Genomic DNA, 25660 nt, shown 5'->3' on the forward strand with positions numbered 1-25660 from the left:
AAGGGTCAGAGCATACCTTGCAGCGCCGGATGCACCAGCTTGCCGCCATCGACGTTGATGCCGACCTTGAGCGGCTCGAACTCGCGCCACTCGTTGCCGGCGGCCAGGCGCTGCACATAGGGCAGGATCGCGGCGGAGATCGCCAGCGACGAGGTCTGCGGCACGGCGCCGGGCATGTTGGTCACGCAGAAGTGGGTGACGCCATGCACGTCGTAGGTCGGCTCCTTCCAGGTGGTCGGCCTGGAGGTCTCGAAGCAGCCGCCCTGGTCGATCGCGATGTCCACCAGCACGCTGCCCGGCTCCATCGTCTTGACCATTTCTTCGGTGACCACCCGCGGCGCCTTGGCGCTGGGCACCAGCACGGCGCCGACCACGATGTCGGCATCGCGCACTTCCTCGGCCACGGACGACTCGTAGGCGTACAGCGCGGTGACGTTAGGGCCCATCGCCATCATCTCGGCCAGACGATCCTGGCGCTTGTCGAAAACCACCACGTTGGCGCCAGCCGCAGCGGCCAGCGCAGCGGCGTTGCCACCGGCGGCACCCGCGCCCAGCACGACGACCTTGCCGCGCGGCGTGGAGGCCATGCCGCCCAGCAGCTTGCCCTTGCCGCCCTGCGGACGATGCAGCAGGGTGGTGCCGATCTGCGTGGCGATACGGCCGGCGATCACCGACATCGGCAGCAGCAGCGGCAGGCCGCCGTTCTCTTCCACCGATTCGAACGCCACGCCGGTCAGGCCGATGTCGAGCAGGCTTTTGGTCAGCGCCGGTTCGGCGGCCAGGTGCAGGTAGCAGAACAACAGGTGATGCTTCTTCAGCAGGGCCAGGTCGCCGGCGATCGGCTCCTTCACCTTGACGATCAGCTCGCCCGCTTCATACAGCGCCGCGGCGTCCGGCACGATCTTGATGCCTTCCTTGACATAGGCCTCGTCGGCAAAGCCGCTCTTCAGTCCGGCGCCGGACTGGATGAACACTTCATGGCCACGACGCACCAGGTCGGCGGCGGCGGCGGGAACGAGGGCAACACGACCTTCAAGGGTCTTGGTTTCGGAGGGGATACCGATACGCATGGAGAAAGAATCCTGTGGGAGCACGTTGTAAATCCATCGCGCAACCGCCGCGGTGGTGTCGTTGATCTGCCGGCACCTTGAATCGGTGCTGCGTATTCCCCATCCTTCCGGGGTTCGTGCGCTTTGTCGTTGTCAGCCCGCGCATGGTGATGAAACCGCCTCGTGGGCTGGAGCGAATAGCCACTCAAGTCACCAGCAAACCCAAGGATTATAACCATGAGCACCCCCAAGCACAGCCGCCTGCTGATCCTCGGCTCCGGCCCCGCCGGCTACACCGCAGCGGTGTATGCGGCGCGCGCCAACCTGAAGCCGACCATGATCACCGGCCTGCAGCAGGGTGGCCAGCTGATGACCACCACCGACGTGGACAACTGGCCGGGTGACGTCGAGGGCCTGCAGGGCCCGGCGCTGATGCAGCGCATGGCCGAGCACGCCGAGCGCTTCCACACCGAGATGATCTTCGACCACATCCACACGGTCGACCTGAAGCAGAAACCCTTCCGGCTCAAGGGCGACTCGGGTGAATACACCTGTGACGCGCTGATCGTCACCACCGGCGCCACCGCCAAGTACCTGGGCATCGCCAGCGAAGAGAAGTTCAAGGGCAAGGGCGTATCCGCCTGCGCCACCTGCGACGGCTTCTTCTTCCGCGACCAGGACGTGGTGGTGATCGGCGGCGGCAACACCGCGGTCGAGGAAGCGCTGTACCTGGCCAACATCGGCCGCAAGGTCTACCTGGTGCATCGCCGCGACAAGCTGCGCGCCGAGAAGATCATGCAGGACAAGCTGTTCGAGAAGGCCGCCGCCGGCAAGATCGAGCTGGTCTGGAACCACACCATCGACGAGGTGCTGGGCGACGACAGCGGCGTCACCGGCGTGCGCGTGAAGGACGTCAACTCCGGCGTCACCCGCGACATCGAGGCCACCGGCTTCTTCGTGGCGATCGGCCACACGCCGAACACCGGCATCTTCGAAGGCCAGCTCGACATGCACGACGGCTACATCAGGATCCACAGCGGCCAGGGCGGCATGGCCACGATGACCTCGGTGCCGGGCGTGTTCGCCGCCGGCGACGTGGCCGACCACGTGTACCGCCAGGCCGTGACCTCGGCCGGCTTCGGCTGCATGGCCGCACTGGACGCCGAGCGCTGGCTCGACCAGCAGACGCCGGTGGTCTGAGGGCCGGAATCGGGAATCGGGAATCGGGAATCGGGAATCGGGAATCGGGAATCGCAAGAGCATCGCGTTCAGCGCACTCTTCTGAACAGCCGTCATTCCCGCGAAAGCGGGAATCCATTCTGTCTTGGCGAAACAGCCACATGGATTCCCGCTTTCGCGGGAATGACGCCAAAAGAGCGGCCTAGCATCGCACCCATATCCCCGTATTCCCGAATCCCCGACATCAAGGTACCCACACCCACCCCATGCACGACATCCGCTTCCACGCCGCGATCGCCGAACTGCCTGCCGCGGCGTGGGATGCGTTGCGCGCGGACGCCAATCCATTCGTGTCGCACGCTTTTCTGCAGGCGCTGGAAAGCAGCGGCTGCATCCGCCCCGACTGGGGCTGGCAGGCACATCACTTGGGCCTGTACGACGACGGCCGACTGGTTGCCGCCGCGCCGCTGTACCTGAAGGGCAACTCGCACGGCGAGTTCGTGTTCGACTGGAGCTGGGCCAGCGCGTGGGAGCGCGCCGGTGGGCAGTATTACCCCAAGCTGCTCAACGGCGTGCCCTACTCGCCCGTGCCCGGCCCGCGCCTGCTCGCCGGTTGCGACGAACGTGCGCCTGCACTGCAGCTCGAACTGGTCCAGGCGATGCGGCACGAAGCCGAGCGGCTGGGCCTGTCATCACTCCACGCCAACTTCCTGCCCGCGCAGGAACTGGCCGCGTTCGGGCCGGACTGGCTGGCGCGGTCGGACGTGCAGTTCCACTGGCACAACCGGAGCTATCGCGATTTCGCCGACTTCCTGGCCGCGCTGAACCACAAGAAACGCAAGAACATCGTGCACGAACGCCGCCAGGTCGCCGCCAGCGGGCTGGCCGTGGAATGGCGCCCTGGCGACAGCCTGAGCGATGGGGAATGGTCGCGCGTGCATGAGCTGTACGAAGCGACATTCGACATGAAGGGCAACCACGCCGCGCTGACCTCCGCATTCTTCGCTCGGCTGGGCGAACTGGGGCCGGCGATCCAGCTGGCGCTGGCACGCGATGACGGCCACATCGTGGCGATGGCGCTGTTCGTCCAGGGCGGCAACGTGCTGTACGGCCGCTACTGGGGCGCCAGCGTGGACGTGCCGGGGCTGCATTTTGAACTGTGCTACTACCGCGGCATCGACTACGCCATCGCGCAGGGGCTGCAGCGTTTCGAACCGGGCGCGCAAGGCGAACACAAACTGGCGCGGGGATTCCTGCCCGCGCGAACGCATTCCCGCCATTACCTGGTCAACCGGGACTTTCGCGCCGCCGTGGCGAACGCGCTCGCCGACGAGGCCGCGGCGGTCGATGATTACGCGGCCGAACTGGCCGCACACAGTCCCTATGCCCGGCACGAGGCGGCACCCCGATGATCCGTCTGCCCCTGCTGGACGCCCATCAATGGGACCGCTTTCCCGACCCCGGCGAGGCGCTGACCGAACCCAACGGCCTGCTGGCCTTCGGCGGCGACCTGGGTCCGGAGCGCCTGCTGGCCGCGTACAGCCAGGGCATCTTTCCCTGGTTCAGCGAGGGCGAGCCGATCCTGTGGTGGTCACCGGACCCGCGCTGCACCTTCAATACAGAAAGTGTCCGGATCAACCGCAGCTTGCGTCGACAACTCAAGGGGCAGCACTGGCACCTCACCGTCGACCAGGCGTTCGAACAGGTGATCCGCGCCTGCGCACAGCCGCGCCGCGACGACTCGGGCACCTGGCTGGTACCGGCGATGATCGACGCCTATGTGCAACTGCATCGGCTGGGCCATGCGCACAGCATTGAAGTGTGGGACGGCGAGCGCCTGGTCGGCGGCATCTACGGCGTGGCGATCGGTCGGCTGTTCTGCGGCGAGTCGATGTTCAGCGCCGAAAGCGGCGGCTCGAAGCTGGCGCTGGTCGCCCTCGCTCAACTGCTGCACGCGATGGGCTTTCCCCTGCTCGACACCCAGGTCAGCAACCCGCACACGCTGGGCCTGGGCGCCGTCGAGATTCCCCGCACGACCTACCTGCAACAAGTGGCGCGACTGGGCCGGTTGCCCGGACGGATCGGCAGCTGGGCGGATCTGACGCCCGAACTGCTCCAGCCCTGCATGGCAAGCCACACGGACGGTTGATCGGCCAACCCGTTCCAGCCGCGATCAACCGGTCCGGGCGGTGTACTTGCGCGCCACGTAGTCGTCGAGGATGCCCACGAATTCGTTGGCGATGTTGTCGCCACGCAAGGTCATCGCCTTCTCGCCGTCGATGAACACCGGCGCCGCCGGCGCCTCGCCATTGCCCGGCAGCGAAATGCCGATGTTGGCGTGCTTGGATTCGCCGGGTCCGTTGACGATGCAGCCCATCACCGCCAGGGTGAGGTTTTCCACGCCGTCGTACTGCACCCGCCACAGCGGCATCTGCTCGCGCACGTGTTCCTGCACGGTCTTGGCCAGTTCCTGGAAGAACTCGCTGGTGGTGCGCCCGCAACCCGGACAGGCGGTGACCAGGGGGGTGAACGAGCGCAGGCCCATGGTCTGCAGCAGCTCCTGCGCCACGATCACCTCACCGGTGCGCGAGGCGCCGGGTTCGGGCGTGAGCGAGATGCGGATGGTGTCGCCGATGCCTTCCTGCAGCAGCACGGCCAGCGCCGCGGCCGAGGCAGTGATGCCCTTGGAACCCATGCCGGCCTCGGTCAGGCCAAGATGCAGCGCGTAATCGCAGCGGATCGCCAGATCGCGATACACCGCGATCAGCTCCTGCACGCCGGAGACCTTGCACGACAGGATGATGCGGTCGCGCGGCAGGCCAAGCTTCTCGGCCAGCGCCGCCGAGTCCAGCGCCGAGCGGATCAGCGCCTCGCGCGCCACGTGCGAGGCGTCCCACGGGTCAGCGCGCTGCGCATTCTCGTCCATCAGCGCGGCGACCATGCCCTGGTCCAGCGAGCCCCAGTTGGCGCCGATGCGCACCGGCTTGTCATAGCGCAGCGCCTTTTCGATGATCGAGGCGAACTGGCTTTCGTGCTTCTTGCCGAAGCCCACGTTGCCCGGATTGATCCGGTATTTCGCCAGCGCCTCGGCGCAGGCCGGCTCGCGCTCGAGCAACAGGTGGCCGTTGTAGTGGAAGTCGCCCACGATCGGCACGTCCACGCCCATCATCGCCAGCCGCTCGGCGATGCGCGGCACCGCGGCCGCCGCGGCCGGCGTGTTGACCGTGATGCGCACCATCTCGGAGCCGGCGCGAGCCAGCTCGGCGATCTGTTTCGCGGTGCTGGCCGGATCTTCGGTGTCGGTGTTGGTCATCGACTGCACCACGATCGGCGCGCCGCCGCCCACCTTCACCTTGCCCACATGCACGGCCACGCTGGGCCGGCGTTGCGCCGGCTCGGCCGGGCGCGCTTTCTGTACAGCCATCTCACTCATGGATTCAACCGGATAACAGGTCGCGATGGTTCGCGGCGATGCCGGCAAGAATACCCGATCGGGACTGCCCTTCCGTGGCAAATCGGCGCAGGCTGAACGGGCGCGCGCTGGCCCCGGGGCTTTCTGCAGGCTCGTCCCATGGACGAATTGACGCAGCGGCTTGATCGGAGTCAATACGGCGCCTCATGCTTCTCCTAAAATTGCGCAGTTATCCAGCCGGGAAACCCCATGCCGAACACCGAGTATTACAACGACAGGGTCGTGCGCCAGTTCCTGCTGGCCGCCGCCGTATGGGGCATCATCGGCATGTCCGTCGGCGTCTACGCCGCCGCCGAACTGATGTGGCCGGCGCTGAACTTCGAGACCTCGTGGCTGACCTTCAGCCGCATCCGGCCCGACCACACCTTCGGCGTGATCTTTGCCTTCGGCGGCTCGGCGCTGATGGGCACCTGCTACTACGTGGTGCAGCGCACCGGCCATGCCCGCCTGGCGTTCACCAAGCTGGCCGGGTTCACCTTCTGGGGCTGGCAACTGGTCTGCGTGCTGGCGATGACCACGATGCCGCTGGGGCTGACCCAGAGCAAGGAATACGCCGAGCCGGAATGGTTCATCGACATCCTGATCGCGGTGGTCTGGGTGAGTTTCGGCGTGGTGTTCTTCGGCAGCCTGGCGCGCCGGCGCATCAAGCATATCTACGTGGCGAACTGGTACTACGGCGCGTTCATCATTGCCGTGGGCCTGCTGCACATCGTCAACAACCTGGCCCTGCCGGTGTCGTGGACCAAGTCGTACCCGATCTATTCGGGCGTGGTCGACGCGATGGTGCAGTGGTGGTACGGCCACAATGCGGTGGCGTTCTTCCTCACCGCCGGCTTCCTGGGGATGATGTACTACTTCGTGCCGCGGCAGGCGCAGCAGCCGCTGTGGAGCTACCGTTTCTCGATCGTCAATTTCTGGGCGCTGATCTCGGTCTACATGTGGGCCGGCGCGCACCACCTGATGTACACCGCCCTGCCCGACTGGGTGCAGTCGGTGGGCATGGCATTCTCGCTGGTGCTGCTGATGCCCAGCCTGGGCTCGGCCGCCAACGGCCTGCTCACCTTCAACGGCTCGTGGTGGCGGCTGAAGACCGACCCCGCCGCGAAGTTCATGGTGATATCGCTGGTGTTCTACGCCGCCTCGACCTTCGAAGGCTCGATGATGGCGATCAAGACGGTGAACTCGCTGTCGCACTATACCGACTGGACCATCGCCCACGTGCACTCCGGCTCGCTGGGCTGGGTCGCGATGATCACCATCGGCTCGCTCTACGCGATGGCGCCCCGCGCACTGGGGCGGCCGGAGATGTATTCGCACAAGGGCATGGAAGTGCACTTCTGGCTGCACATCATGGGCACCCTGCTGTACGTGGGCTCGATGTGGACCGCCGGCGTCACCGAAGGCCTGATGTGGCGCGCCACCAACCCCGACGGTGCGCTGACCTACGGTTTCCTGGACAGCCTGATCGCGATCAAGCCGATGTACGTCATCCGCTGGCTGGGTGGTGTGTTCATCCTGTCGGGCATGTGGGTGATGGCATGGAACCTCTGGCATACGGCGTCCGACGCCCGCGCGCGGCTGATCAAGCCGATTCCCGTGCCCATCCCCGAACCGGTGCCGCATCAGGTACCCGCGCCACTGCCCGCGGCCGGCTGAGGAAGAGACCGACATGGCTTACAAGCATTTCGAAGCAATCGAAAAACACGCCGGCCTGCTGGCGGTCGGCATCGCCATCATGGTCTCGCTGGGCGGCCTGGCCGAGATCACCCCGCTGTTCATCGAGGCGCACACGCTGGAAGCGCCGCCCGGCGTCCATCCGTACGACCCGCTGCGACTGGCCGGCAAGGACGTCTACGTGCGCGAGGGCTGCTACCTGTGCCACTCGCAGATGATCCGCGCGCTGCGTTTCGAGACCCAGCGCTACGGACATTTCTCCACCGCGGCCGAATCGGTCTACGACCGCCCGTTCCAGTGGGGCTCCAAGCGCACCGGCCCGGACCTGGCGCGCGTGGGTGGCAAGTATTCCGACGACTGGCAGCGCATGCATCTGATGGACCCGCGCCAGGTCGTGCCGCAGTCGAACATGCCCGCCTACCCGTGGCTCGCCGGGAAGAAACTCGACGCCGCCGACGTGCAGGCGCGCATGCGCGTCCTGCGCAAGCTGGGCGACCCGTACAGCGATGCGGACATCGCCAGCGCGCCCGCCGCGGTGGAAGGCAAGACCGAGATGGACGCCCTGGTCGCCTACCTGCAAGGCCTGGGCATCAGGAACGAGCCTGACCCGGCAGCGGCTCCGGCCAGCGCGGGAGGTGCGCCATGACCCCGATGAATCCGGCCTGGGGCCACGTTGCCGGCGCCATCATCCTGCTGATGATGTTCACCTTCATCGGCATCTGGTTCTGGGCCTGGCGGAGATACCACAAGCCCACGTTCAACCGCATGGCCAGGCTGCCGATGGAAGACGAAGCCGAAACCGGCACCGAGGAGAATCGCCCATGAGCACGGGATGGTCGTTGTGGGTGATGTTCCTGGTAGTGCTGAACATGGGCATCACGTTCTTCCTGTTCCTGTGGGGCCCGCGCGCGAAGATCCCCACCCTGCCCGACGGCACCAGCGGTCACGTCTGGGCCCACGGCGTGCTGCGCGAAGGCGTGCGCAAGCTGCCGCTGTGGTGGGTGGTGTTCTCCGGGGCGATGTTCGTGGCCGGCTTCGTCTACCTGGCGCTGTTTCCCGGCTTCGGCAGCTTCAAGGGCGTGCTCGGCTGGACTTCGCATGGCGAACTGGCCCGCAATGTGGCCGCCAACGAAGCCGAGCTGGCGCCGCTGATGGAGCGCTTCAAGCTCTACCCGGTCGAGCAACTGGCCAGCGATCCGGCCGCCCTGCAGATGGGCAAGGTGCTGTTCGAGGACAACTGCGCCGCCTGCCACCAGCGCAGCGCGAAGGGCAACGTGGCGCTGGGCGCGCCGAACCTCGCCGACAGCGACTGGCTGTACGGTGGCGGCGGCAGCGACATCACCACTTCGATCCACGACGGCCGCAGCGGCGTGATGCCGCCGTGGGCCAGCCTGGGCGCGGACAACGTCAAGAACCTGGCGCAGTACGTGCTGAGCCTGTCCGGCGCACCGCACGACGCGGCGAAGGCCGCCGCCGGCCAGCCGATGTTCGCCACTTGCGCGGCCTGCCACGGCGCCGATGGCAAGGGCAATCCGGCGCTGGGTGCACCCAACCTCACCGACAAGGTCTGGCTGCATGGCGGCAGCGTGGCCGACATCGAGAAGACCATCGGCGAAGGACGCCAGGGCCACATGCCGGCATGGAGCCCGCGCCTGTCCGACGACCAGATCCGCGTGGTCGCCGCCTACGTCTACCAGCTGTCGCACCCGGTCGATGAACAACGGCAATGACCCCGCCGCCCGGCACGGATCGGCCCGCGGATCAGCATGGTATCGACAGCCGATCGTATGGCTGGGAGCGTTCGTCTTCGTGGCATCGATCGCCGGTTGCGTGTGGCTGATCGTGGTGGGCACCCGCTACGCCGACACGCCGCTGGACACCTCGCACACCGTGTTCGGCGTACCGGTCAGCGCGCATAGCGCCGCGCCGCCCCCGCCAACCACCGACCCGCCGCGATGAACGACTACGCGGCGTGGGCCCATCCGCAACTTGCCGCGCAGGTGCTGCGCCCCCGTCGCGACGGCAGCAGCGAGGTCGCCCTGTCGGTCGAATCCTTGGCCGATGCGCGGCAGGTGCTGCGGCTGGAACAACTGATCCGCTCGCTGCCCGGCATAAAACGTGTCGCCATCGATCGCCCGGCGCGCCGGGTGCGCGTGGTGCTGGATGCCGGCCGCACGCCGCTGCCCACCCTGCTGGCGAATTTCGCCGCGGCCGGCTGCCCGGCGCAGCCGCTGCAGCACGACAGCATCGACGACGTCCGCTCGCAGGAACAGCACGATGCGCTGAAGCGCCTGCTGGTGGCCGGCATGTGCTCGATGCAGGTGATGACGTACGCCTTCGTCATCTACATCGGCGTGGTCGATTTCGTCGACTTCAGCACACGCAACCTGTTCCGCTGGCTCGGCCTGCTGACCAGCGTGCCGGTGGTGTTCTATTCGGCGCTGCCGTTCTTCCGCGGCGCGGCGCAGGAACTGCGCGAACGCCGGCTCGGCATCAACCTGCCGGTGGCGCTGGCGGTGGCCCTGGTGTTCCTGGCCAGCATGTTCAACACGCTGCGCGGCAGCGGCGAGATCTATTTCGACTCGGTGACCATGTTCGTGTTCCTGCTGCTGGGCGGACGCTACCTGGAACTGCGCTCGCGTCATCGCAGCGGCGCGATGGGTGACGCGGTGATCGACGGCGCACCCTTGCTGGCGCAGCGCCGCCGTGCCGACGGCGAACTGGAAACCGTGCCTGCGATGACCCTGCTGCCCGGCGACCGCGTGCACATCGCCGAAGGCACCCGTGTGCCCGCCGACGGCGTGTTGCAGAGCGCCCACGTCGAGGTGGACGAAGCGCTGCTGTCGGGCGAATCGCGACCGGTGCGACGCGTGCGCGGCGAGCTCCTGATCGCCGGCAGCGTGCTGGTGTCCGGCCCGGCCGAATTGCTCGTGGAGCACAGCGGCGACACCACCGCGGTGGCGCGACTGGGCGAACTGGCCACCCGTGCGCGGCAGGCGCGCTCGACGATCGCGGCCAGCGATCGCGTGGTCGGCCGCTTCGTGGCGCGGGTGCTGGGCCTGACCACGCTCACCGCCATCGGCTGGCTGCTGGTCGATCCGGCGCGTGCGTTCGAGGCGGCGGTGGCGGTGCTGGTAGTCGCCTGCCCCTGCGCCTTCGCGTTGACCCGCCCGGCCACGCTGACCCGGGCGCTCGGCGTGCTGGCCGGGCGCGGCGTGCTGGTGACCAGCGGCGATGCGCTGGGCCGGCTGGCCGAGGTCGACTACGCCCTGTTCGACAAGACCGGCACGCTGACCGTGCCGCAACTGCAGCGCCGCGCGGTCGAACCCCTGCGCGGCGACAGCGTCGAGCGGGTGCTGCAGCTGGCCGCCGCGCTGGCGCATGAAAGCTCGCATCCGCTGGCCCGCGCCCTGGCCGATGCCGCGCGCCAGCAGGCCTTGCCGCTGCAGGCGCAATCGGTGCAGGTGGCGGCCGGCGCCGGCATTTCGGGCGAGGTGGCCGGTCGCGCACTGTGGCTGGGACGCGCCGACTACGCGCTGGCGCCCAGCGGCCAGCCGGCTCCCGCCGGTGTTGCGGATGCCTTGCTGCTGACCGACGCGGACGGCGTCATCGCGGCCTTCCATCTCGACGAACAACCGCGCACCGATGCGCAACACGTGCTCGAACGGCTGCGCGGGGACGGTATCACCACCAGCATGGCCAGCGGCGACGCGAGCAGTCGCGTGGCCACGATGGCCGCCCGCCTCGGCATCGCCGAATGGCACGCCCGGCAGTCGCCGGCCGACAAGCTCGAACGCCTGCAGGCAGCCCATGCCGAGGGCCACACCACGCTGGCAGTGGGCGACGGCAGCAACGACGCGCCGCTGCTGGCCGGTGCCGACGTCTCCGCGGCGCTGGCCTCCGGCACCGAACTGGCCCAGGCCCATGCCGACCTGCTGCTGATGGATGGACGTCTGAACGGACTCATCGACGCACGCGCGATCGCCCGTCAGCTGCAGCAGGTCACCGCGCAGAGCCGCCGCTGGGCGCTGGCCTACAACCTTTGCGCGGTGCCGTTCGCCGCGTTCGGCATGGTGCCGCCGTGGCTGGCCGGCATCGGCATGTCGCTCAGCTCGCTGGTGGTGGTGCTGAACGCGCTGCGCGTGGGACGGCCGGAGGCCACGGCCGATGACCGCGCCGGCCCGGCCACCGGCGCACGCGAGTTGCCCGCATGAACATCCTGCTGGTGCTGATTCCGGTGACCCTGGTGATCGTGGTCGTGGCCGTGCGGCTGTTCTTCTGGGCGGTCAACCACCAGCAGTTCGACGACCTGGACAGCCCGGCGGTCCTGCCACTGCTGGACGAGCCGGCTACGGACCCGACGCCCGCTGGTTTGCCGGTTGATCCACCGGCGGAGGCGCCGGCCGATCGGTCGGCACCTGCCGACGCAGGGCCACCTGCAACAGGCGACGCTGCAGGCGATCGGCCAGCGTAAGCGGATCGACCAGGCCCATGCGCGCCAGGGCCTCGGCCTCACCCGGCGCCACTTCGCCCGGTCGACACGCGGCCAGCAGCAGGCCGAGCTTGCCGCGCCAGCTGGCGCCGGCGTGTTTCAGCCACTCCAGCGCCGGCAACAGGCATTGCTCGACTTCGCTGAAATCGCTGCCGAATGGAAATTCGGGCAGCACGCCGTGCTGCCGGAACGGCGCCAGCGTCTTGCGCAGGTGGAGCGGGCGGTGCAGGCGCCAGCTGTCGGGTATCACGAAGTCTGCGGCCAGCTTGCCGTGCGCCTTGGCCTCGGCGCACAGCGCGTCGAGGAAACGCGCGTCGGTGATCGCCAGCATCGCCTCGATGCACTCGCTGTCGCTCTTGCCACGCAGGTCGGCAATGCCGTATTCGGTGATGATGATGTCGCGCAGGTGGCGCGGGATGGTGGTCTGGCCGTAGTTCCAGCGGATGTTGCTCTCGATGCCGCCCTTGCTGCTGCGGGTGGCGCGCAGCAGCAGCACCGAGCGCGCGTCGGGCAGTTCGTGCGCCATCGCCACGAAGTTGTACTGGCCGCCAACCCCGCTGACCACGCCGCCGTCCTCCAGCGTGTCTGACACCACCGCGCCCAGCGCGGTGGCCATCATGCAGGTGTTGAAGAAGCGGGCGCCGCGCCGCTGCAGCATGGCCAGCGACTGGTGCGTGCCGTAGAGCTGGTTGACGTTGGACACCGCGCACATGTCGATCGCGTCCGGGTCGGCCGCCTCGGTGGCGTCGAGCCAGGCGTACAACTCGCGCGAGCCCAGGAAGAACGCGCCGCGCAGGTAGTGCCCGCCCGGCGTTTCCGGATTGAGCCGGCCCGCCGCCGCGGCGCGTTCCAGCGCCAGGTTGTCCCAGCTGCGCCGCTTGAGGATGCCGCCCCGCTGCAGGTGCATGAAGCCGTCCATCACCATCTCGCTGGCGCCGTACAGGCCGGCCTCGAACGGGGCCAGCCCGCCCTGCCAGCCGGCCAGTGCATGGGTGACGCCGGCCGGGTCCAGCGCCACCAGGGCGCGACGCCACTGGATGTTGTTCTGCTGGCGCAGCAGCAAGGCCTTCACCAGCGCATCGGACAATGCGCCGATGCCGATCTGCAGGCAGCCGCCATCCTTCACCAGCGCGCTGGCATGCAGGCCCAACGCATACTCGGCCAGGCCCACCGGCGCGCGGGGCAGCGCGAACAGCGGCGGCGAATGTGGCGGCCGCAGCTCCACGTCGAAGTAGGTTTCGGCCACCTCGGCGTCCCCGCCGAGATACGGCAGATCCGGATGCACCACCGCCACGCACATTGGCCGCGGCTTGCCGGCCAGCTGGGTCAGCCGCAGGAAATCCAGGGTCAGGTCCGGATTGCACGACAGGCTGTAGTGCACCCCGTCGGGTCCCTCGCGACGAGCCACCAGTTGCACCAGCAGGTTGATGTCCTGCACCACCAGGTCGCGCGCGACGTGGGTGTAGTTCTGGCTGATGTAGCTGCGTTGCGCGCTGCCCGAATGCAGCATCGCGCCCGACTGCAGGTAGAACTCGTGCACCTCGACGTTGGCCGGCAGCGCGTCGCGCGCCTGGTCCAGCGCGTACTGCGGATCGACCGCGTCGGCGCCGAAGTGGCGTTCCAGGAACGGTTGCAGGAAGCGCTGCTCCAGTCCCGGCGACGCCTGCGGCCGGGTCAGCGACAGCGCGGTATACAGACGCATCGAGCGCGTGGCGTCGGCGCTGATCGCCCGGTAGATCGCATTGAGCAGTTCGTGCGGCTTGCCCAGGCCCAGCGGCGCGGCGATGCGCAGGTCCGGCCCCAGCACGTCCATCAGGTAGCGTGCGCAGGCATCGGTGTCGGCGTAGCGTTGCTCGATCGGCATGCGCGCGATGATGCCAGAAGGCCGATGAAGGCGCCGCGTCGACAGGCCATCGCCTACACTCGGCCCATGCCCACACCCCTGATCCCCTCCACCCCGAGCCGCCTGCTGGCCGAGCAGGCCTTGAGCCGCGCGGCCGGCGCGCCCCTGCTCAGCGGCAATGCGGTGCAGTTGCTGATCGATGCAGCCGCCCATTACGACGCCTGGCTGGCGGCGATCCGCGGCGCGCAGCATCGGGTGCTGCTGGAAAACTACATCGTGCGCGACGACGAGGTCGGTCGCGCGTTCCGTGACGCCCTGGTCGAGCGCGCCCGCTCCGGCGTGTTCGTCGCCGTGGTCACCGACTGGGTCGGATGCCTCGGCCAGTCGCGCCGTTCGTTCTGGGCACCGCTGCACGCGGCCGGTGGCGAAGTGCGCGTGTTCAATCCACCCCGGCTGGGCCAGCCAATGGGCTGGATCAGTCGCGACCATCGCAAGCTGCTGGTGGTGGATGGCGTCCAGGGTTTCCTGTCCGGCGTGTGCATCAGCGCGAAGTGGCTGGGCGACGAGCGGCGCAACGTGCCGCCGTGGCGCGACACCGGCATGGCGTTGCAGGGGCCGGCCGTGGCCGAGCTGGAGGCCGCCTTCGCGCAAAGCTGGGGCGAGACCGGCGCCGCGCTGCGCCCGCTGCCGGCGGCGCCGGTGGCGGAAAGTCCGGTCGGCGAGGTGTCGCTGCGGGTGATCGCCACCCAGCCGTCTACCGCCGGCATGTACCGGCTGGACCAGCTGATCGCCTCGATGGCGCGCAAGACGCTGTGGCTGACCGATGCCTATTTCGTGGGCGTCGCCCCCTACGTGCAGGCGCTGATCGCCGCTGCCCGCGATGGCGTGGACGTGCGCCTGCTGGTGCCCGGCAGCAGCGACATCCCGGTGGTGGCGGGCATGTCGCGCTCGGGCTACCGGCCGCTGCTGAAGGCCGGCATCCGGGTGTTCGAGTGGAACGGTTCGATGCTGCACGCCAAGACCGCGGTGGCCGATGACCAGTGGGCCCGGGTCGGCTCGTCCAACCTCAACATCGCCAGCTGGCTGGGCAACCACGAGATCGACGTGGCGGTGGAGGATGACGGCTTCGCCGGCCAGCTGGCCGCGCAATACGAAAAGGACCTGGGCAACGCCACCGAGATCGTGCTGGCCTCGCGCCGGCGCCGTGGCGGCAACGGCGAGAGCGAACGGGTGTGCAGCAGCGAGGCGCGACGGCCACGGGTACGCCACGGCGGCGGCAGTTCCGGTCGCGCGGCAGCGGGCGCCTTGCGCATCGCCAACAGTGTCGGCGCGGCGCTGACCAACCGCCGCGTGCTGGGCGACACCAGCAGCAGCCCGCTGATGATCGGCGCTGGCGTGCTGCTTGCGTTGGCGGTGGTGGCCTTCCTGTGGCCGGCCTGGATCGGCTGGCCGCTCGGCGTCATCGCGGTCTGGTTCGCCTTGAACCTGGGCATCCGCAGCTGGCGCGTACGCAAGCGCCGCTGGCGCGAACTGCGCGACGCGGGCGACGACGACTGAAGCGGCGGACGGTCTTGATGCTGTTCCTGCGCTTACCGCGTCAAGCAGATGTTTTCCAACAACTTGATACCGCGCGTCGTGCTAGGCTCGCGCCCTTATGTCAGCGCCGTACGACCGCACCGAAACACGCCACATCCTCACCCCCAGCTCGCTCAACCGGCTGGTGCGCGACCTGCTGGGCGATGCCCTGCCGCAGGTGTGGATCGAGGGTGAACTGTCCAACGTGGCCAAGCCTGCGTCCGGGCACCTGTACTTCACCCTGAAGGACAGCGGCGCCCAGGTACGCTGCGCGATGTTCAAGATGAAGGCCGGCGCCCTGCGCTTCCGTCCGGTCGACGGCATGCAGGTGCTGCTGCGCGCCAGGGTCGGCCTGTACGAGCCGCGCGGCGAGTTCCAGCTGGTCGCCGAATACATGGAGCCGGCCGGCGAAGGCGCGTTGCAGCGCGAGTTCGAGCAACTGAAGGCACGGCTCGACGCCGAGGGTCTGTTCGACCCGGCACGCAAGCGCGCCCTGCCCGCCTACGCGCGGCGCATCGGCGTGATCACCTCGGCCACCGGCGCGGCGATCCGCGACGTGCTCAGCGTGCTGGCGCGGCGCTGGCCGCTGGCCGATGTGGAGATCCTGCCGGTGCCGGTGCAGGGGCGCGAGGCGCCGCCGGCGATCGTCAACATGCTGCGCAAGGCATCAAACGGCGCACGCCACGACGTGCTGCTGCTGACCCGCGGCGGTGGCTCGCTGGAAGACCTGTGGGCGTTCAACGACGAGGCCGTGGCGCGGGCGATCCACGCCAGCGCGGTGCCGGTGGTCAGCGCCGTGGGCCACGAGATCGATTTCAGCATCGCCGACTTCGTCGCCGACCTGCGCGCACCCACGCCTTCGGCAGCCGCCGAATTGCTGGTGCCCGACGCGGTGGCGGTTGGCCGCCACCTGCGGCAGTTGCGGCAACGCCTGGCCACCCTGCAGCAACGCCGGCTGCAGGCACATTCGCAACGCGTCGATCACCTGTTCGCGCGGCTGCAGGCCCAGCGCCCGCAAGCGCGCCTGGCGCGCGACCGGGAACGCCTGCACCACCTGCGCCACCGCCTGCTGGTGGTGCTGCGCGAACAGGGCCGGCAACGCGGCACCCGGCTGGAACGATTGCAGGCCCGACTGCTGGCGCGACATCCCGGCGCCCGGCTGCCGCTGCTGGCACGCCGCATCGCCGAACAGGATCAGCGCCTGCGCCGCGCCATCGCGCAAATCCTCGAACGACGGCGAACCGCCCTGCGCCACGCCGGCCACGCCCTGCACGCAATCAGCCCGCTGGCCACGCTGGAACGCGGCTACGCGATCGTGTTCGACGCCGACGGCAACGTGCTGCGCTCGACGAAGAATGTCGCGCCCGGCACGCCGCTGCGCGCGCGACTGGCGGATGGGGAGCTGTCGCTGCGGGTGCGTGAGGACTGAGCAGCGCAGCGGCGCATGCCCTGATCGGGACGAGCTGGCTCGACCAGGCAAGGACAGGCAGGCAAGGACAGGCAGGCGAGGACGGGATCGTTCGGTCGTCACTCGAATCCCGCCCCGCTGTTCAGCGGCCATGCCGGGATGGCGCCTGGCGACCGCGCCACTACATGCCGTGGGACACCTTCATGCCGAACTTGCTGCAGCCGAGAATCGATCCGCCCAACCCGGAATGATTGAACGGGCTGATGTGCGGTTGCATGGTGACCTTGACGGTATCGCCATCCTTTTTCACATCCACGATCCGCTCGATTCCGGCATCCGACCCGTAACTGAAGTTCTGGCTGGTGTACACGTTTCCCGAACCGTAGTCCGTGTCCACATGCCCGGCATAGACGTCGCGAGAGCCACCCAGCACCGCCGAAATGCTGGTCACCAGGTAATACCTGCCAAGTTTCATCCGGGAGAACTGGAACTCGCCGTTCTCGTTGGGCTTGGCTTCCATCCGGGCCACGACCAGGTCCGGGTCCGTCAGCACCTGGTCCCTGCCGGGCTTTGCCTTCTTGCCGAGCGCCAGGATCTGCTGCAGGTAGGGCGTCGCTGGATACAGCAGCACCGGCTGGCTTCCCAGTACGAGATTGCCCCGCCAGCTCCCGCACACTTGCCCCCTGATGATCGAGTGCCCCGGCTCCAGCGCGGCCTTGGCGGCAGCCAGATCAAACGGCACGTTCGGCTTGAGGATATTCACGACAGGCCTGGTCACCGGAATCGTGGTACGCGACTGCTCCATGGTTTCCGCCGCCGTCCGGGCAGGCTCGACCTGATCCGGCAAGGCGGGCCGACCGGCCTCGAACTTGCCGACCATCGCGCACAGCCGCTCCGGCACGCCTTTGCTCTCGTTGCCGGGGGACACAATCGAGGTGAATGAAATCCCGGAGGGTTGCTGAACCTGGATCAGCGTCGGAACGGGAGACGGCGGCTTGCCGATCCCCATGCTGGGATTCGGGCTGCCGTAGTCCGGCTCGGTGGCGATCACGTAGCCGTCGGCGGTGGCGATCTTCCGCACATCGTCGAACGCCTGTTGCACGCTTAGCCCAGCATGAGTGGACGTCGCCGTGAAAAAGCGCGCGCCATCGCTCACCGTGACTACATGCAGGTTATCCGTGCATGACGCCGTGGCCATGCCGATGGCCGGCGCTGCCATCAAGATCAGAAACGGGACAATCGTCCGCATCGGTCGCTTGTTCAACGAAATAATCATCGGTCCTCCATGACATGTATCCACCAGGCATCCACGTGCCCACGTTCGAACCACGCGCTCAACGAACCCCATGATCAACGATCATCAATCCGGCATGTCCGTGGTGCGGGAGCATAGCATCCGGCAACGGACACGGTGCTGCCGATGCCGCGACATGGCGCATCCACGCAGGCCGCCTCACAGCCTCTGAACACCGCGACGTCCTATGCTTGACGGATCGCCAGCGCAGGCCAACGCCATGTTGAACAAGACCTATCCCTACTACCTCGCCAACCGGCCGCAGACATCGAAGACGCTGCTGGACGTGCGCGACAAGTACAGCGGCAAGCTGGCCACCCGCGTCGCCGTGCCGGATGCGAGGGCCATCGAGAAGGCGATCGCGGCCGCGGTGAAGGCGGCCACGCCGATGCGCGAGTTCAAGCCGTGGGCGCGGCAGGCGGTGTTGCAGCACTGCGTCGCGCGTTTCAGCGAACGCCGCGACGAACTGGCCGAGGCCCTGTGCATCGAGGCGGGCAAGCCGATCAGGGATGCCGCCGGCGAAGTCACCCGGCTGATCGAGACGTTCCGGATCGCCGCCGAGGAAGCCGTGCGGATCAACGGCGAGACCATCAACCTGGAACTGGCCAGCCGTCTGGACGGCTATCACGGCTACACCAAGCGGGTGCCGCTGGGCCCGGTGTCGTTCATCACGCCGTTCAACTTTCCGCTGAACCTGGTCGCGCACAAGGTGGCACCGGCGATCGCCGCCGGCTGTCCGTTCGTGCTCAAGCCGGCGGAGAAGACCCCGATCGGCGCGCTGATCATCGGCGAGGTGCTGGCCGAGACCGACTTGCCGAAGGGTGCGTTCTCGATCCTGACCCTGGATGGCGCGCACGCCGCGCCGCTGGTCGAGGACGAACGCTTCAAGCTGCTCTCGTTCACCGGCGGCCAGATCGGCTGGGACCTCAAGGCCCGCGCCGGGCGCAAAAAGGTGGTGCTGGAACTGGGCGGCAATGCCGCGTGCATCGTCGACGCCGACCAGGGCCCGAAGCTGGACAAGGTGGTCGAGCGCCTGGTGTTCGGCGCGTTCTACCAGTCCGGCCAGAGCTGCATCGGCGTGCAGCGCATCTACGCCCACGCCGACATCTACGATGCGCTGAAGCGCAAGCTGGTAGCCGCCACCAGGAAGCTCAAGGCCGGTGACCCGAAGGACAAGAACGTGTTCCTCGGCCCGATGATCGACGAGGCTGCTGCCGAGCGCCTGCACGGCTGGATCATGGAGGCGAAACGGACCGGCGGAAAAATCCTCTGCGGCGGCAAGCGCAACGGCAACATGCTCGACGCCACCCTGATGGAAGGCGTACCGAGCGATGCCAAGGCCAATCGCCAGGAAGCGTTCGGCCCGTTCGCCCTGCTCGTCCCGTACCGGAAATTCGACGAGGCGATCGCGATGGTCAACGACTCCGACTACGGCCTGCAGGCCGGCATCTTCACCGACAGCCTGGACCACGCGATGCGCGCGTGGAACGAGCTGGAACAGGGTGGCGTGGTGGTCAACGACATCCCCAGCTTCCGGGTGGACAACATGCCGTACGGTGGCGTGAAACTGTCGGGCCTGGGGCGCGAGGGCGTGCGCTACGCGATCGAGGACATGACCGAACTCCGCCTGATGGTGATGCGCGAGTCTGCGTAGCAGCGCGCTCCTACAACGCGCCGGGCCTGGTCGCCTCCACGTTCCAGCCCATCGCGTTGTACCAGCGGTAACGTGCGATGCCGGCGTATTCGTGCAACGCCATGTCGGCCATCGCGAAGTTGTACGACAAGGGTTTCCATGAGGCGATGCCGCTGACGTAGTCGGCGCGCACCGGCGTGGCATGGATGCCGAAGTGGCTGAAGTACAGCATGCCCCGACGCAGGTGGAAGCCGGACGAAACCAGCAGCACGCGATCGGCGCCATACGCCTTCAGCAACGGGCCGCTGAACTGGGCGTTCTGCCAGGTGTTCATGCTGCGCGGCTCCAGCAGCAGGTCGGCGGGATCGACGCCGAGCCGCTGCAGGTCCAGCGCATAGATCGCCGCCTCCGACTGGCCCAGTCCACGCGCATCGCCGCCGCTGACCTCGACCTTGCACTCGCGCGCCGCCTGCCGGCAGGCGCGGTACAACATCGCCGCCTTGCTGATCCTGCCGTAGGCAAACAGGCTGGCCTCGACCGAACCTGCATCGCCTGCGCGCACCGTGCCGGCGCCCAGCAACACGATCGCGTTGCGCTGGCCCCAGACGATCGGCACGTCGGCCACGACTTCCGCTTGCAGATGCGCCAGCAGCCAGCTCGGCAGCGGCCCGCAGCCGGTCGCCAGCAACAGCAGCACGGCCAGGCCGAACAGCACCCGGCTGCTGCGCCGCCAGCGCAACCATGCCAGGACGCTGGCCAGCACGATCAGGATCAGCAACGCGTTCATGGTCATGGATCGGTGATTCCGGACAGGTCGGTGGATGATGGCGGGTGCTGATGTCATTATGCCGGTGCCCCGCGCCGACGCGATCGCAGGCCATGCCGGAGGCATGGCGACGGGGAATCCGCCCGGCATGGATCAACGCATCGGAGTCTGCGCATGACCACCCTCGTCTTCGTGCACGGCTGGAGCGTCACCGACACCTCCACCTATGGCCAGTTGCCGCAACAGTTGCAGCGGCACGCGGCCGCGGCCGGCGTCGCGCTGAGCTTCGCCGACATCTGGCTTTCCGAGTACGTGAGTTTCGACGACGCGGTGACCGTGGCCGACCTGGTGCGCGGTTTCGACCACGCCTTGCGCGACCTGCACCTGCTCGACGCCAGCTTCGCCTGCATCACGCACTCGACCGGCGGCCCGGTGATCCGCGAGTGGCTGCGCGCCCAGCGCGACCGGCCCGCCACGCACAGCACGATCCGGCTCAGCCATCTGGTGATGCTGGCGCCGGCGAACTTCGGTTCCGCCCTGGCGCAACTGGGCAAGGGCCTGCTGGGCCGGCTCAAGTCGTGGTTCGACGGGGTGGAGCCGGGCCAGCGGATACTCGACTGGCTGGAGCTTGGCAGCGCGCAGTCGCTGTCGCTCAACCTCGACTACATCCACGGCGACGATCCGGTGAAACGCGGCCAGTTCGCGTTCGTGCTGACCGGCGACCGCCCCGACCGCACGCTGTACGACCACCTCAACAGCTACACCGGCGAGGACGGCTCCGACGGCGTGGTACGCATCGCCGCGGCCAACCTCAACGCCCACCACGCCGTGCTGTCGCCGCAAGGCAACCGCGATGGCGACATCGACACGCTGGCGCTCAACCTCAGCCGCGGCCCGCGCTGCGCGTTCAAGCTGATCGCCGGCGCGGCGCACTCCGGCGACCGACTGGGCATCATGGCCGCCGCGGCGCCCGACACCGTGGCGGCGATCCTGCGCTGCCTGCAGGTGCGCAGCGCGGATGACTACGAAACGCTGTGCGACGCGTTCGATCGCGAGAACGCCGCCCGCGACGCCGACAAGGTGGAGCTGGAACCGGCCGGCCCGTTCGCCCCGCGCGTGCACATCCACGACCCGCGCAGCCTGCTGATCGTGCGGCTCACCGACGAGGCCGGCGAACCGCTGACCGGCGCCGGCTTCCTGCTCACCGCCGGCGTGCCGGCCAGCGCCGACCTGCTACCGGAAGGCTTCCTGCTCGATCGCCAGGCCAATTCGAAACAGCGCACCACGATCTCGCTGTTCCTCGACTACAGCCTGCTCGCCGGCGACGCCCGCGTGGCCGACCCGCGCAACAGCCGCAAGACCCTGCGCCCCGCCGTCGCCAGCCATCGTCCGTACGGCGCCAGCGTGCAACCGGTGGACCTGGTCGGCCTGGTCCATCACGCGCTGGCGCAAAGCGACCGGCGCGACGACCTGTTCGCCATCCTCGGGCCACACCAGACCACCGTGCTCGACGTGGTGCTGCCGCGCAAGGTGCGCGAAGGCGTGTTCCGGTTGACCCGGGAGCTGCGCCCCGAGGACTTCCGCCGGCCGGTGCCCGGCGCCGTGATCAGCTGATGGCACGGCCGTGGCCACGACTACTCGGCGCGAGGGCAACACTGGCTGACTGACCCGGGTCCCGATGCGATGCGACGCATGATGGATCGGCGATACTGCGCACTCGCGACATCCGCGCTCCCGATCCGTGTCGGGGCCCGACCGGATTGGCGCCTTGCGGTATTTGTCGATCCGGCCCTGGCATGCAAAAGAAACCGATCTTCTTCGACCCCTCCGGCCGGCGCGCCAGCCATGTCTCGCGGCTGGCCCTGCTGGCCGGGGTGGTCAGCACCCTGTTCGTGGTGGCCTGCGCGATCAGCCTGTTCGTGGGCCCGACCATGGACGGCCTGCACATCGGCGAACACGCCCGCACGCGGCACGCCCTGGCCAACGTGAAGGCGGCTGCCCCGGAACTGTTGAAGCCCGCCGCGAAGCTGGCCGCCGAAGTGCGTGCGCGGCAGAAGCTGTTGCATGCCCCGAAAACGCATGCGAGCAAGGCGGCCGCCAGCCACGTGCCGCCGCCTTCGCTGGACAAGCCGGCCGGCCGGCCGCTGGCGATCGGCTTCTACGTCAACTGGGACGACAGCAGCTATTCCTCGCTGAAGCGCAGCCTGCCGCAGCTGGACTGGGTGATTCCGTCGTGGATGAGCCTGAGCGGCAAGGACATGGCGCTGCACACCAGCGTCGATGCGAAGGCGATCAACCTGATCCGCAAGCAGAAGCCGTCCACCCCGATCCTGCCGCTGCTGCAGAACGCGGTGGACGCGAATTGGGACGGCCCCGGCCTGGCCCGCCTGCTGGTCGATCCGGCGCGGCGGCAGGCGCGCATCGGGGAGATCGTGGCGTTCGTGGCGGCCAACCACTTCCAGGGCGTGACGATCGATTTCGAGGACCTTCCCGAGTCCGCGCAACCCGACCTGAAAGCCTTCCTCGGCGAACTCAACGACGCGTTCGACCCGCACGGCTGGGGCATCGTGCTGTCGGTGCCGTTCGACGACGCCAGTTGGGACTATGCCGGTTACGCCGACATCGTCGACTTCGTGGTGCTGATGGCCTACGACGAACACTGGGCCGGCAAGACCCCGGGCAGCATCGCCGGCCAGCCATGGTTCGAGCAGACGCTCGAAAAACGCATGAAGGAGCTGGACCCGGAGCAGACCATCGTGGCGATCGGCAGCTATGGCTACGACTGGTCGCACGGCAACAATGCCGAGGCGCTGACCTTCCAGGATGCGATGGACCGCGCCTCCGACGCCCAGGCCGACATCGCCTTCGACCCTGACACGCAGAACCCGCATTTCTCCTACGACGAGGACGACGGCAGCACCCACCAGGTCTGGTTCCTCGACGGCGTCACCGCGTACAACCAGATCCACGCCGCCGACGAGTACAAGCCCTACGGCTACGCCCTGTGGCGGCTGGGCTCGGAAGATCCGTCGGTATGGTCGGTGTTTGGACGTCCGTATGGCGCGTCCGCGCCCGACCCGTTGCGCACCATCGGCGCCGGCGAGGACATCGACATCGAGGGCCAGGGCGAGGTGCTGGAAATCGCCTCGCAGCCTTCCGCCGGCGCTCGCAGCATCGAGTTGGACAAGGACGACGGCAGCATCGATGACGAAAGCTACACCGCCCTGCCCAGCTCCTACGTGATCCAGCGCGCGGGCACCCTGCCGCACAAGATCGCGCTGACCTTCGACGACGGTCCGGATCCCGAGTGGACGCCGCAGATCCTCGACATCCTCAAGGCGAAGCACGTTCCGGCCACCTTCTTCATCATCGGCGAGAACGCCGAGATGTCGCCGAAACTGGTGCAGCGCGAAGTCGCCGAAGGGCATGACGTGGGCAACCACACCTTCACCCATCCCAACCTGGGCGACAGTCCGCCAGGCATCGTTTCGCTGGAACTCAACGCGACCCAGCGGCTGTTCGAGGCGCTGACCGGCCACTCGATGCGGCTGTTCCGCGCACCCTATTTCGGTGACGCCGAACCGACCACCGCCGACGAACTGGTGCCGATCGAGATCGCGCAGAAGATGGGCTACCTGTCGGTCGGCCTGCACGTGGACGCCGAAGACTGGCAGCGCCCCGGCGTCGACGCCATCGTCGACAACGTGCTGAACGCCATCAACACCAAGAACGTGGAGCGCAAGGGCCAGGTGGTGCTGCTGCACGACGGCGGTGGCGAACGCTCGCAGACGATCGCCGCGTTGCCGCGGATCATCGACAGCCTGCGCGCGCAGGGCTACCAGTTCGTCACCGTGTCGGAGCTGGCCGGGCTTACCCGCGCGCAGACCATGCCGCCGATCGCACCCGGCTCGCTGTCGCAATGGACCGACCGCGTGGTGTTCCTGGCGTTGGGCTTCTTCGGCCACTTCATCCGCTGGCTGCTGACCACGGCGATCGCGCTGGGCGTGGCGCGACTGATCCTGCTGGGCGGCCTGGCCCTGCTCAACCGTGCCCGCGAAAAGCGGCGCGTGGCGCCCGTGCTGGGCGAACAGCCGCCCCTGGTTTCGGTGCTGATTCCCGCCTACAACGAGGAAAAGGTGATCGCCAGCTCGATCCGCCAGATCCTCAAGAGCCGCTACGCGAACCTCGAAGTTATCGTGGTCGACGACGGTTCGGTCGATGCCACCTCGGCCGTGGTGCGCCAGCACTACGCCGACGAGCCGCGGGTGCGCCTGCTCACCATCCCCAACGGCGGCAAGGCGCATGCCGTCAACACCGCCTTGCGCGAAGCCCACGGCGCGGTGGTGGTGGCGCTCGACGCCGACACCCAGTTCGAGCCGGACACCATCCCGCGCCTGGTGCGCTGGTTCGCCGACCCCAAGGTCGGCGCCGTCGCCGGCAACGCCAAGGTCGGCAACCGGATCAACCTGATCACCTTGTGGCAGGCGCTCGAATACATCACCGCGCAAAATCTCGAGCGCCGCGCGCTGGCCGCGCTGGGCGCGATCACCGTGGTGCCTGGCGCGGTGGGTGCATGGCGCCGCGAAGCCCTGGAACAGCTCGGCGGTTTTCCCGCCGATACGCTGGCCGAAGACCAGGACCTGACCATCGCCGTGCAGAAGGCCGGCTTCAAGACCCTGTTCGATGCCGAGGCGATTGCCTGGACCGAGGCCCCCGACAGCGCCCGCGGCCTCGCCCGCCAGCGCTTCCGCTGGGCCTACGGCACCCTGCAATGCCTGTGGAAGCACCGCGACGCCACCTTCAATCCCCGCTACGGCTCACTGGGCACCATCGCGCTGCCGCAGGTGTGGCTGTTCCAGATCCTGTTCTCGGTGGTCTCGCCGCTGGTCGACCTGGTGCTGGTCTGGCAGATCGTCAGCACCGGCCTGGACTACCTGCAACACCGCGGCCAGTTCGACGACACCAACCTGCTCCGCATGCTGGTCTTCTACGCCGCCTTCATGGCCATCGACCTGGCCGCCTGCGCGCTGGCCTTCGCGATGGAGAAGAAGGAAAAGTGGAACCTGCTGTGGTGGCTGGTCTTGCAACGCTTCGGCTATCGCCAGCTGATGTACTACGTGGTGGTGCGTTCCGTCTGGACGGCCATCAAGGGCCCGTCGGTGGGCTGGGGCAAGCAGGAGCGCAAGGCCACGGTGACAACCGACGAGACGGTGGCGTCCTGAGGCAACCGGCACCCGGTCGCGGCACTTGACATACAGGTTCCATGGAAACAATA

Annotated in this window: 19 protein-coding genes and 1 pseudogene; 15 read left to right on the forward strand and 5 right to left on the reverse strand. The window is 68.0% G+C overall.

Annotated features, from left to right (window positions below):
* Positions 1-5: 5 nt before the first annotated feature.
* A complete protein-coding gene (gene ald / locus AC3A56_RS00055; RefSeq protein WP_487768923.1) occupies positions 6-1070 on the reverse strand; it encodes an alanine dehydrogenase in 1065 nt (354 codons plus the stop codon).
* A 216-nt stretch (positions 1071-1286) separates the two neighbouring features.
* Between ald and trxB the strand changes: the two genes are divergently transcribed.
* From trxB to aat, 3 genes are all read left to right on the forward strand, one after another.
* Positions 1287-2249 (forward strand): thioredoxin-disulfide reductase, encoded by a 963-nt coding sequence (gene trxB, locus AC3A56_RS00060; RefSeq protein WP_056719038.1) that lies wholly within the window; start codon positions 1287-1289, stop codon positions 2247-2249.
* A gap of 245 nt (positions 2250-2494) precedes the next feature.
* The gene (locus AC3A56_RS00065; protein WP_487768924.1) at positions 2495-3640 is read left to right on the forward strand and encodes a GNAT family N-acetyltransferase; all 1146 of its coding nucleotides are present in this window, start codon (positions 2495-2497) and stop codon (positions 3638-3640) included.
* Positions 3637-4377 (forward strand): leucyl/phenylalanyl-tRNA--protein transferase, encoded by a 741-nt coding sequence (gene aat / locus AC3A56_RS00070; protein WP_487768925.1) that lies wholly within the window; start codon positions 3637-3639, stop codon positions 4375-4377. The genes AC3A56_RS00065 and aat overlap by 4 nt, the downstream gene beginning before the upstream one ends.
* Before the next feature lie 24 nt (positions 4378-4401).
* On the opposite strand, the gene ispG is transcribed toward aat, so the two are convergent.
* Positions 4402-5661, reverse strand: a complete 1260-nt coding sequence (gene ispG / locus AC3A56_RS00075) for a flavodoxin-dependent (E)-4-hydroxy-3-methylbut-2-enyl-diphosphate synthase (protein WP_487768926.1) — start codon at positions 5659-5661, stop codon at positions 4402-4404.
* A gap of 228 nt (positions 5662-5889) precedes the next feature.
* Between ispG and ccoN the strand changes: the two genes are divergently transcribed.
* The 7 genes and pseudogenes from ccoN to ccoS form a co-directional block, all read left to right on the forward strand.
* Positions 5890-7356: a cytochrome-c oxidase, cbb3-type subunit I gene (gene ccoN, locus AC3A56_RS00080; RefSeq protein WP_487768927.1), complete on the forward strand. Its 1467-nt coding sequence runs from the start codon at positions 5890-5892 to the stop codon at positions 7354-7356.
* 13 nt (positions 7357-7369) lie between these two features.
* Positions 7370-8020, forward strand: coding sequence for a cytochrome-c oxidase, cbb3-type subunit II (gene ccoO / locus AC3A56_RS00085; RefSeq protein WP_487768928.1), 651 nt, complete (start codon positions 7370-7372; stop codon positions 8018-8020).
* Positions 8017-8199, forward strand: coding sequence for a cbb3-type cytochrome oxidase subunit 3 (locus AC3A56_RS00090; RefSeq protein WP_056719020.1), 183 nt, complete (start codon positions 8017-8019; stop codon positions 8197-8199). The genes ccoO and AC3A56_RS00090 overlap by 4 nt, the downstream gene beginning before the upstream one ends.
* The gene (ccoP, locus tag AC3A56_RS00095; RefSeq protein ID WP_487768929.1) at positions 8196-9104 is read left to right on the forward strand and encodes a cytochrome-c oxidase, cbb3-type subunit III; all 909 of its coding nucleotides are present in this window, start codon (positions 8196-8198) and stop codon (positions 9102-9104) included. Before AC3A56_RS00090 ends, ccoP begins: the two co-directional genes overlap by 4 nt.
* A 79-nt stretch (positions 9105-9183) precedes the next feature.
* Positions 9184-9333 carry a hypothetical protein gene (locus AC3A56_RS00100; protein ID WP_487768930.1) on the forward strand — a complete coding sequence of 50 codons (150 nt, stop codon included), beginning with the start codon at positions 9184-9186 and terminating at the stop codon, positions 9331-9333.
* Positions 9330-11588, forward strand: coding sequence for a heavy metal translocating P-type ATPase (locus AC3A56_RS00105; protein ID WP_487768931.1), 2259 nt, complete (start codon positions 9330-9332; stop codon positions 11586-11588). Before AC3A56_RS00100 ends, AC3A56_RS00105 begins: the two co-directional genes overlap by 4 nt.
* Positions 11585-11707, forward strand: a pseudogene (ccoS, locus tag AC3A56_RS00110) (cbb3-type cytochrome oxidase assembly protein CcoS); the annotation flags it as partial. The gene AC3A56_RS00105 and the pseudogene ccoS, both read left to right, overlap by 4 nt.
* Positions 11708-11723: 16 nt before the next feature.
* Here ccoS and AC3A56_RS00115 read toward each other — a convergent pair.
* Positions 11724-13730: an acetyl-CoA hydrolase/transferase C-terminal domain-containing protein gene (locus AC3A56_RS00115; protein ID WP_487768932.1), complete on the reverse strand. Its 2007-nt coding sequence runs from the start codon at positions 13728-13730 to the stop codon at positions 11724-11726.
* A gap of 66 nt (positions 13731-13796) precedes the next feature.
* Between AC3A56_RS00115 and AC3A56_RS00120 the strand changes: the two genes are divergently transcribed.
* Together AC3A56_RS00120 and xseA are read left to right on the forward strand one after the other, a co-directional pair.
* A complete protein-coding gene (locus AC3A56_RS00120; protein ID WP_487768933.1) occupies positions 13797-15266 on the forward strand; it encodes a phospholipase D-like domain-containing protein in 1470 nt (489 codons plus the stop codon).
* A gap of 97 nt (positions 15267-15363) precedes the next feature.
* A complete protein-coding gene (gene xseA / locus AC3A56_RS00125; RefSeq protein ID WP_487768934.1) occupies positions 15364-16713 on the forward strand; it encodes an exodeoxyribonuclease VII large subunit in 1350 nt (449 codons plus the stop codon).
* A 160-nt stretch (positions 16714-16873) separates the two neighbouring features.
* On the opposite strand, the gene AC3A56_RS00130 is transcribed toward xseA, so the two are convergent.
* Positions 16874-17968 carry a hypothetical protein gene (locus AC3A56_RS00130; protein WP_487768935.1) on the reverse strand — a complete coding sequence of 365 codons (1095 nt, stop codon included), beginning with the start codon at positions 17966-17968 and terminating at the stop codon, positions 16874-16876.
* Positions 17969-18206: 238 nt separating this feature from the next.
* On the opposite strand from AC3A56_RS00130, the gene AC3A56_RS00135 reads away from it, so the two are divergent.
* Positions 18207-19640, forward strand: a complete 1434-nt coding sequence (locus AC3A56_RS00135; protein ID WP_487768936.1) for an aldehyde dehydrogenase family protein — start codon at positions 18207-18209, stop codon at positions 19638-19640.
* Positions 19641-19650: 10 nt separating this feature from the next.
* On the opposite strand, the gene AC3A56_RS00140 is transcribed toward AC3A56_RS00135, so the two are convergent.
* Positions 19651-20412: a YdcF family protein gene (locus AC3A56_RS00140; RefSeq protein ID WP_487768937.1), complete on the reverse strand. Its 762-nt coding sequence runs from the start codon at positions 20410-20412 to the stop codon at positions 19651-19653.
* A gap of 147 nt (positions 20413-20559) precedes the next feature.
* On the opposite strand from AC3A56_RS00140, the gene AC3A56_RS00145 reads away from it, so the two are divergent.
* Positions 20560-21999 (forward strand): lipase family protein, encoded by a 1440-nt coding sequence (locus AC3A56_RS00145; RefSeq protein WP_487768938.1) that lies wholly within the window; start codon positions 20560-20562, stop codon positions 21997-21999.
* 182 nt (positions 22000-22181) lie between these two features.
* A complete protein-coding gene (locus AC3A56_RS00150; protein WP_487768939.1) occupies positions 22182-25607 on the forward strand; it encodes a trifunctional glycoside hydrolase family 18/polysaccharide deacetylase/glycosyltransferase family 2 protein in 3426 nt (1141 codons plus the stop codon).
* Positions 25608-25660 lie beyond the last annotated feature (53 nt).

Source organism: Rhodanobacter sp. Soil_C_14, assembly GCF_057657335.1.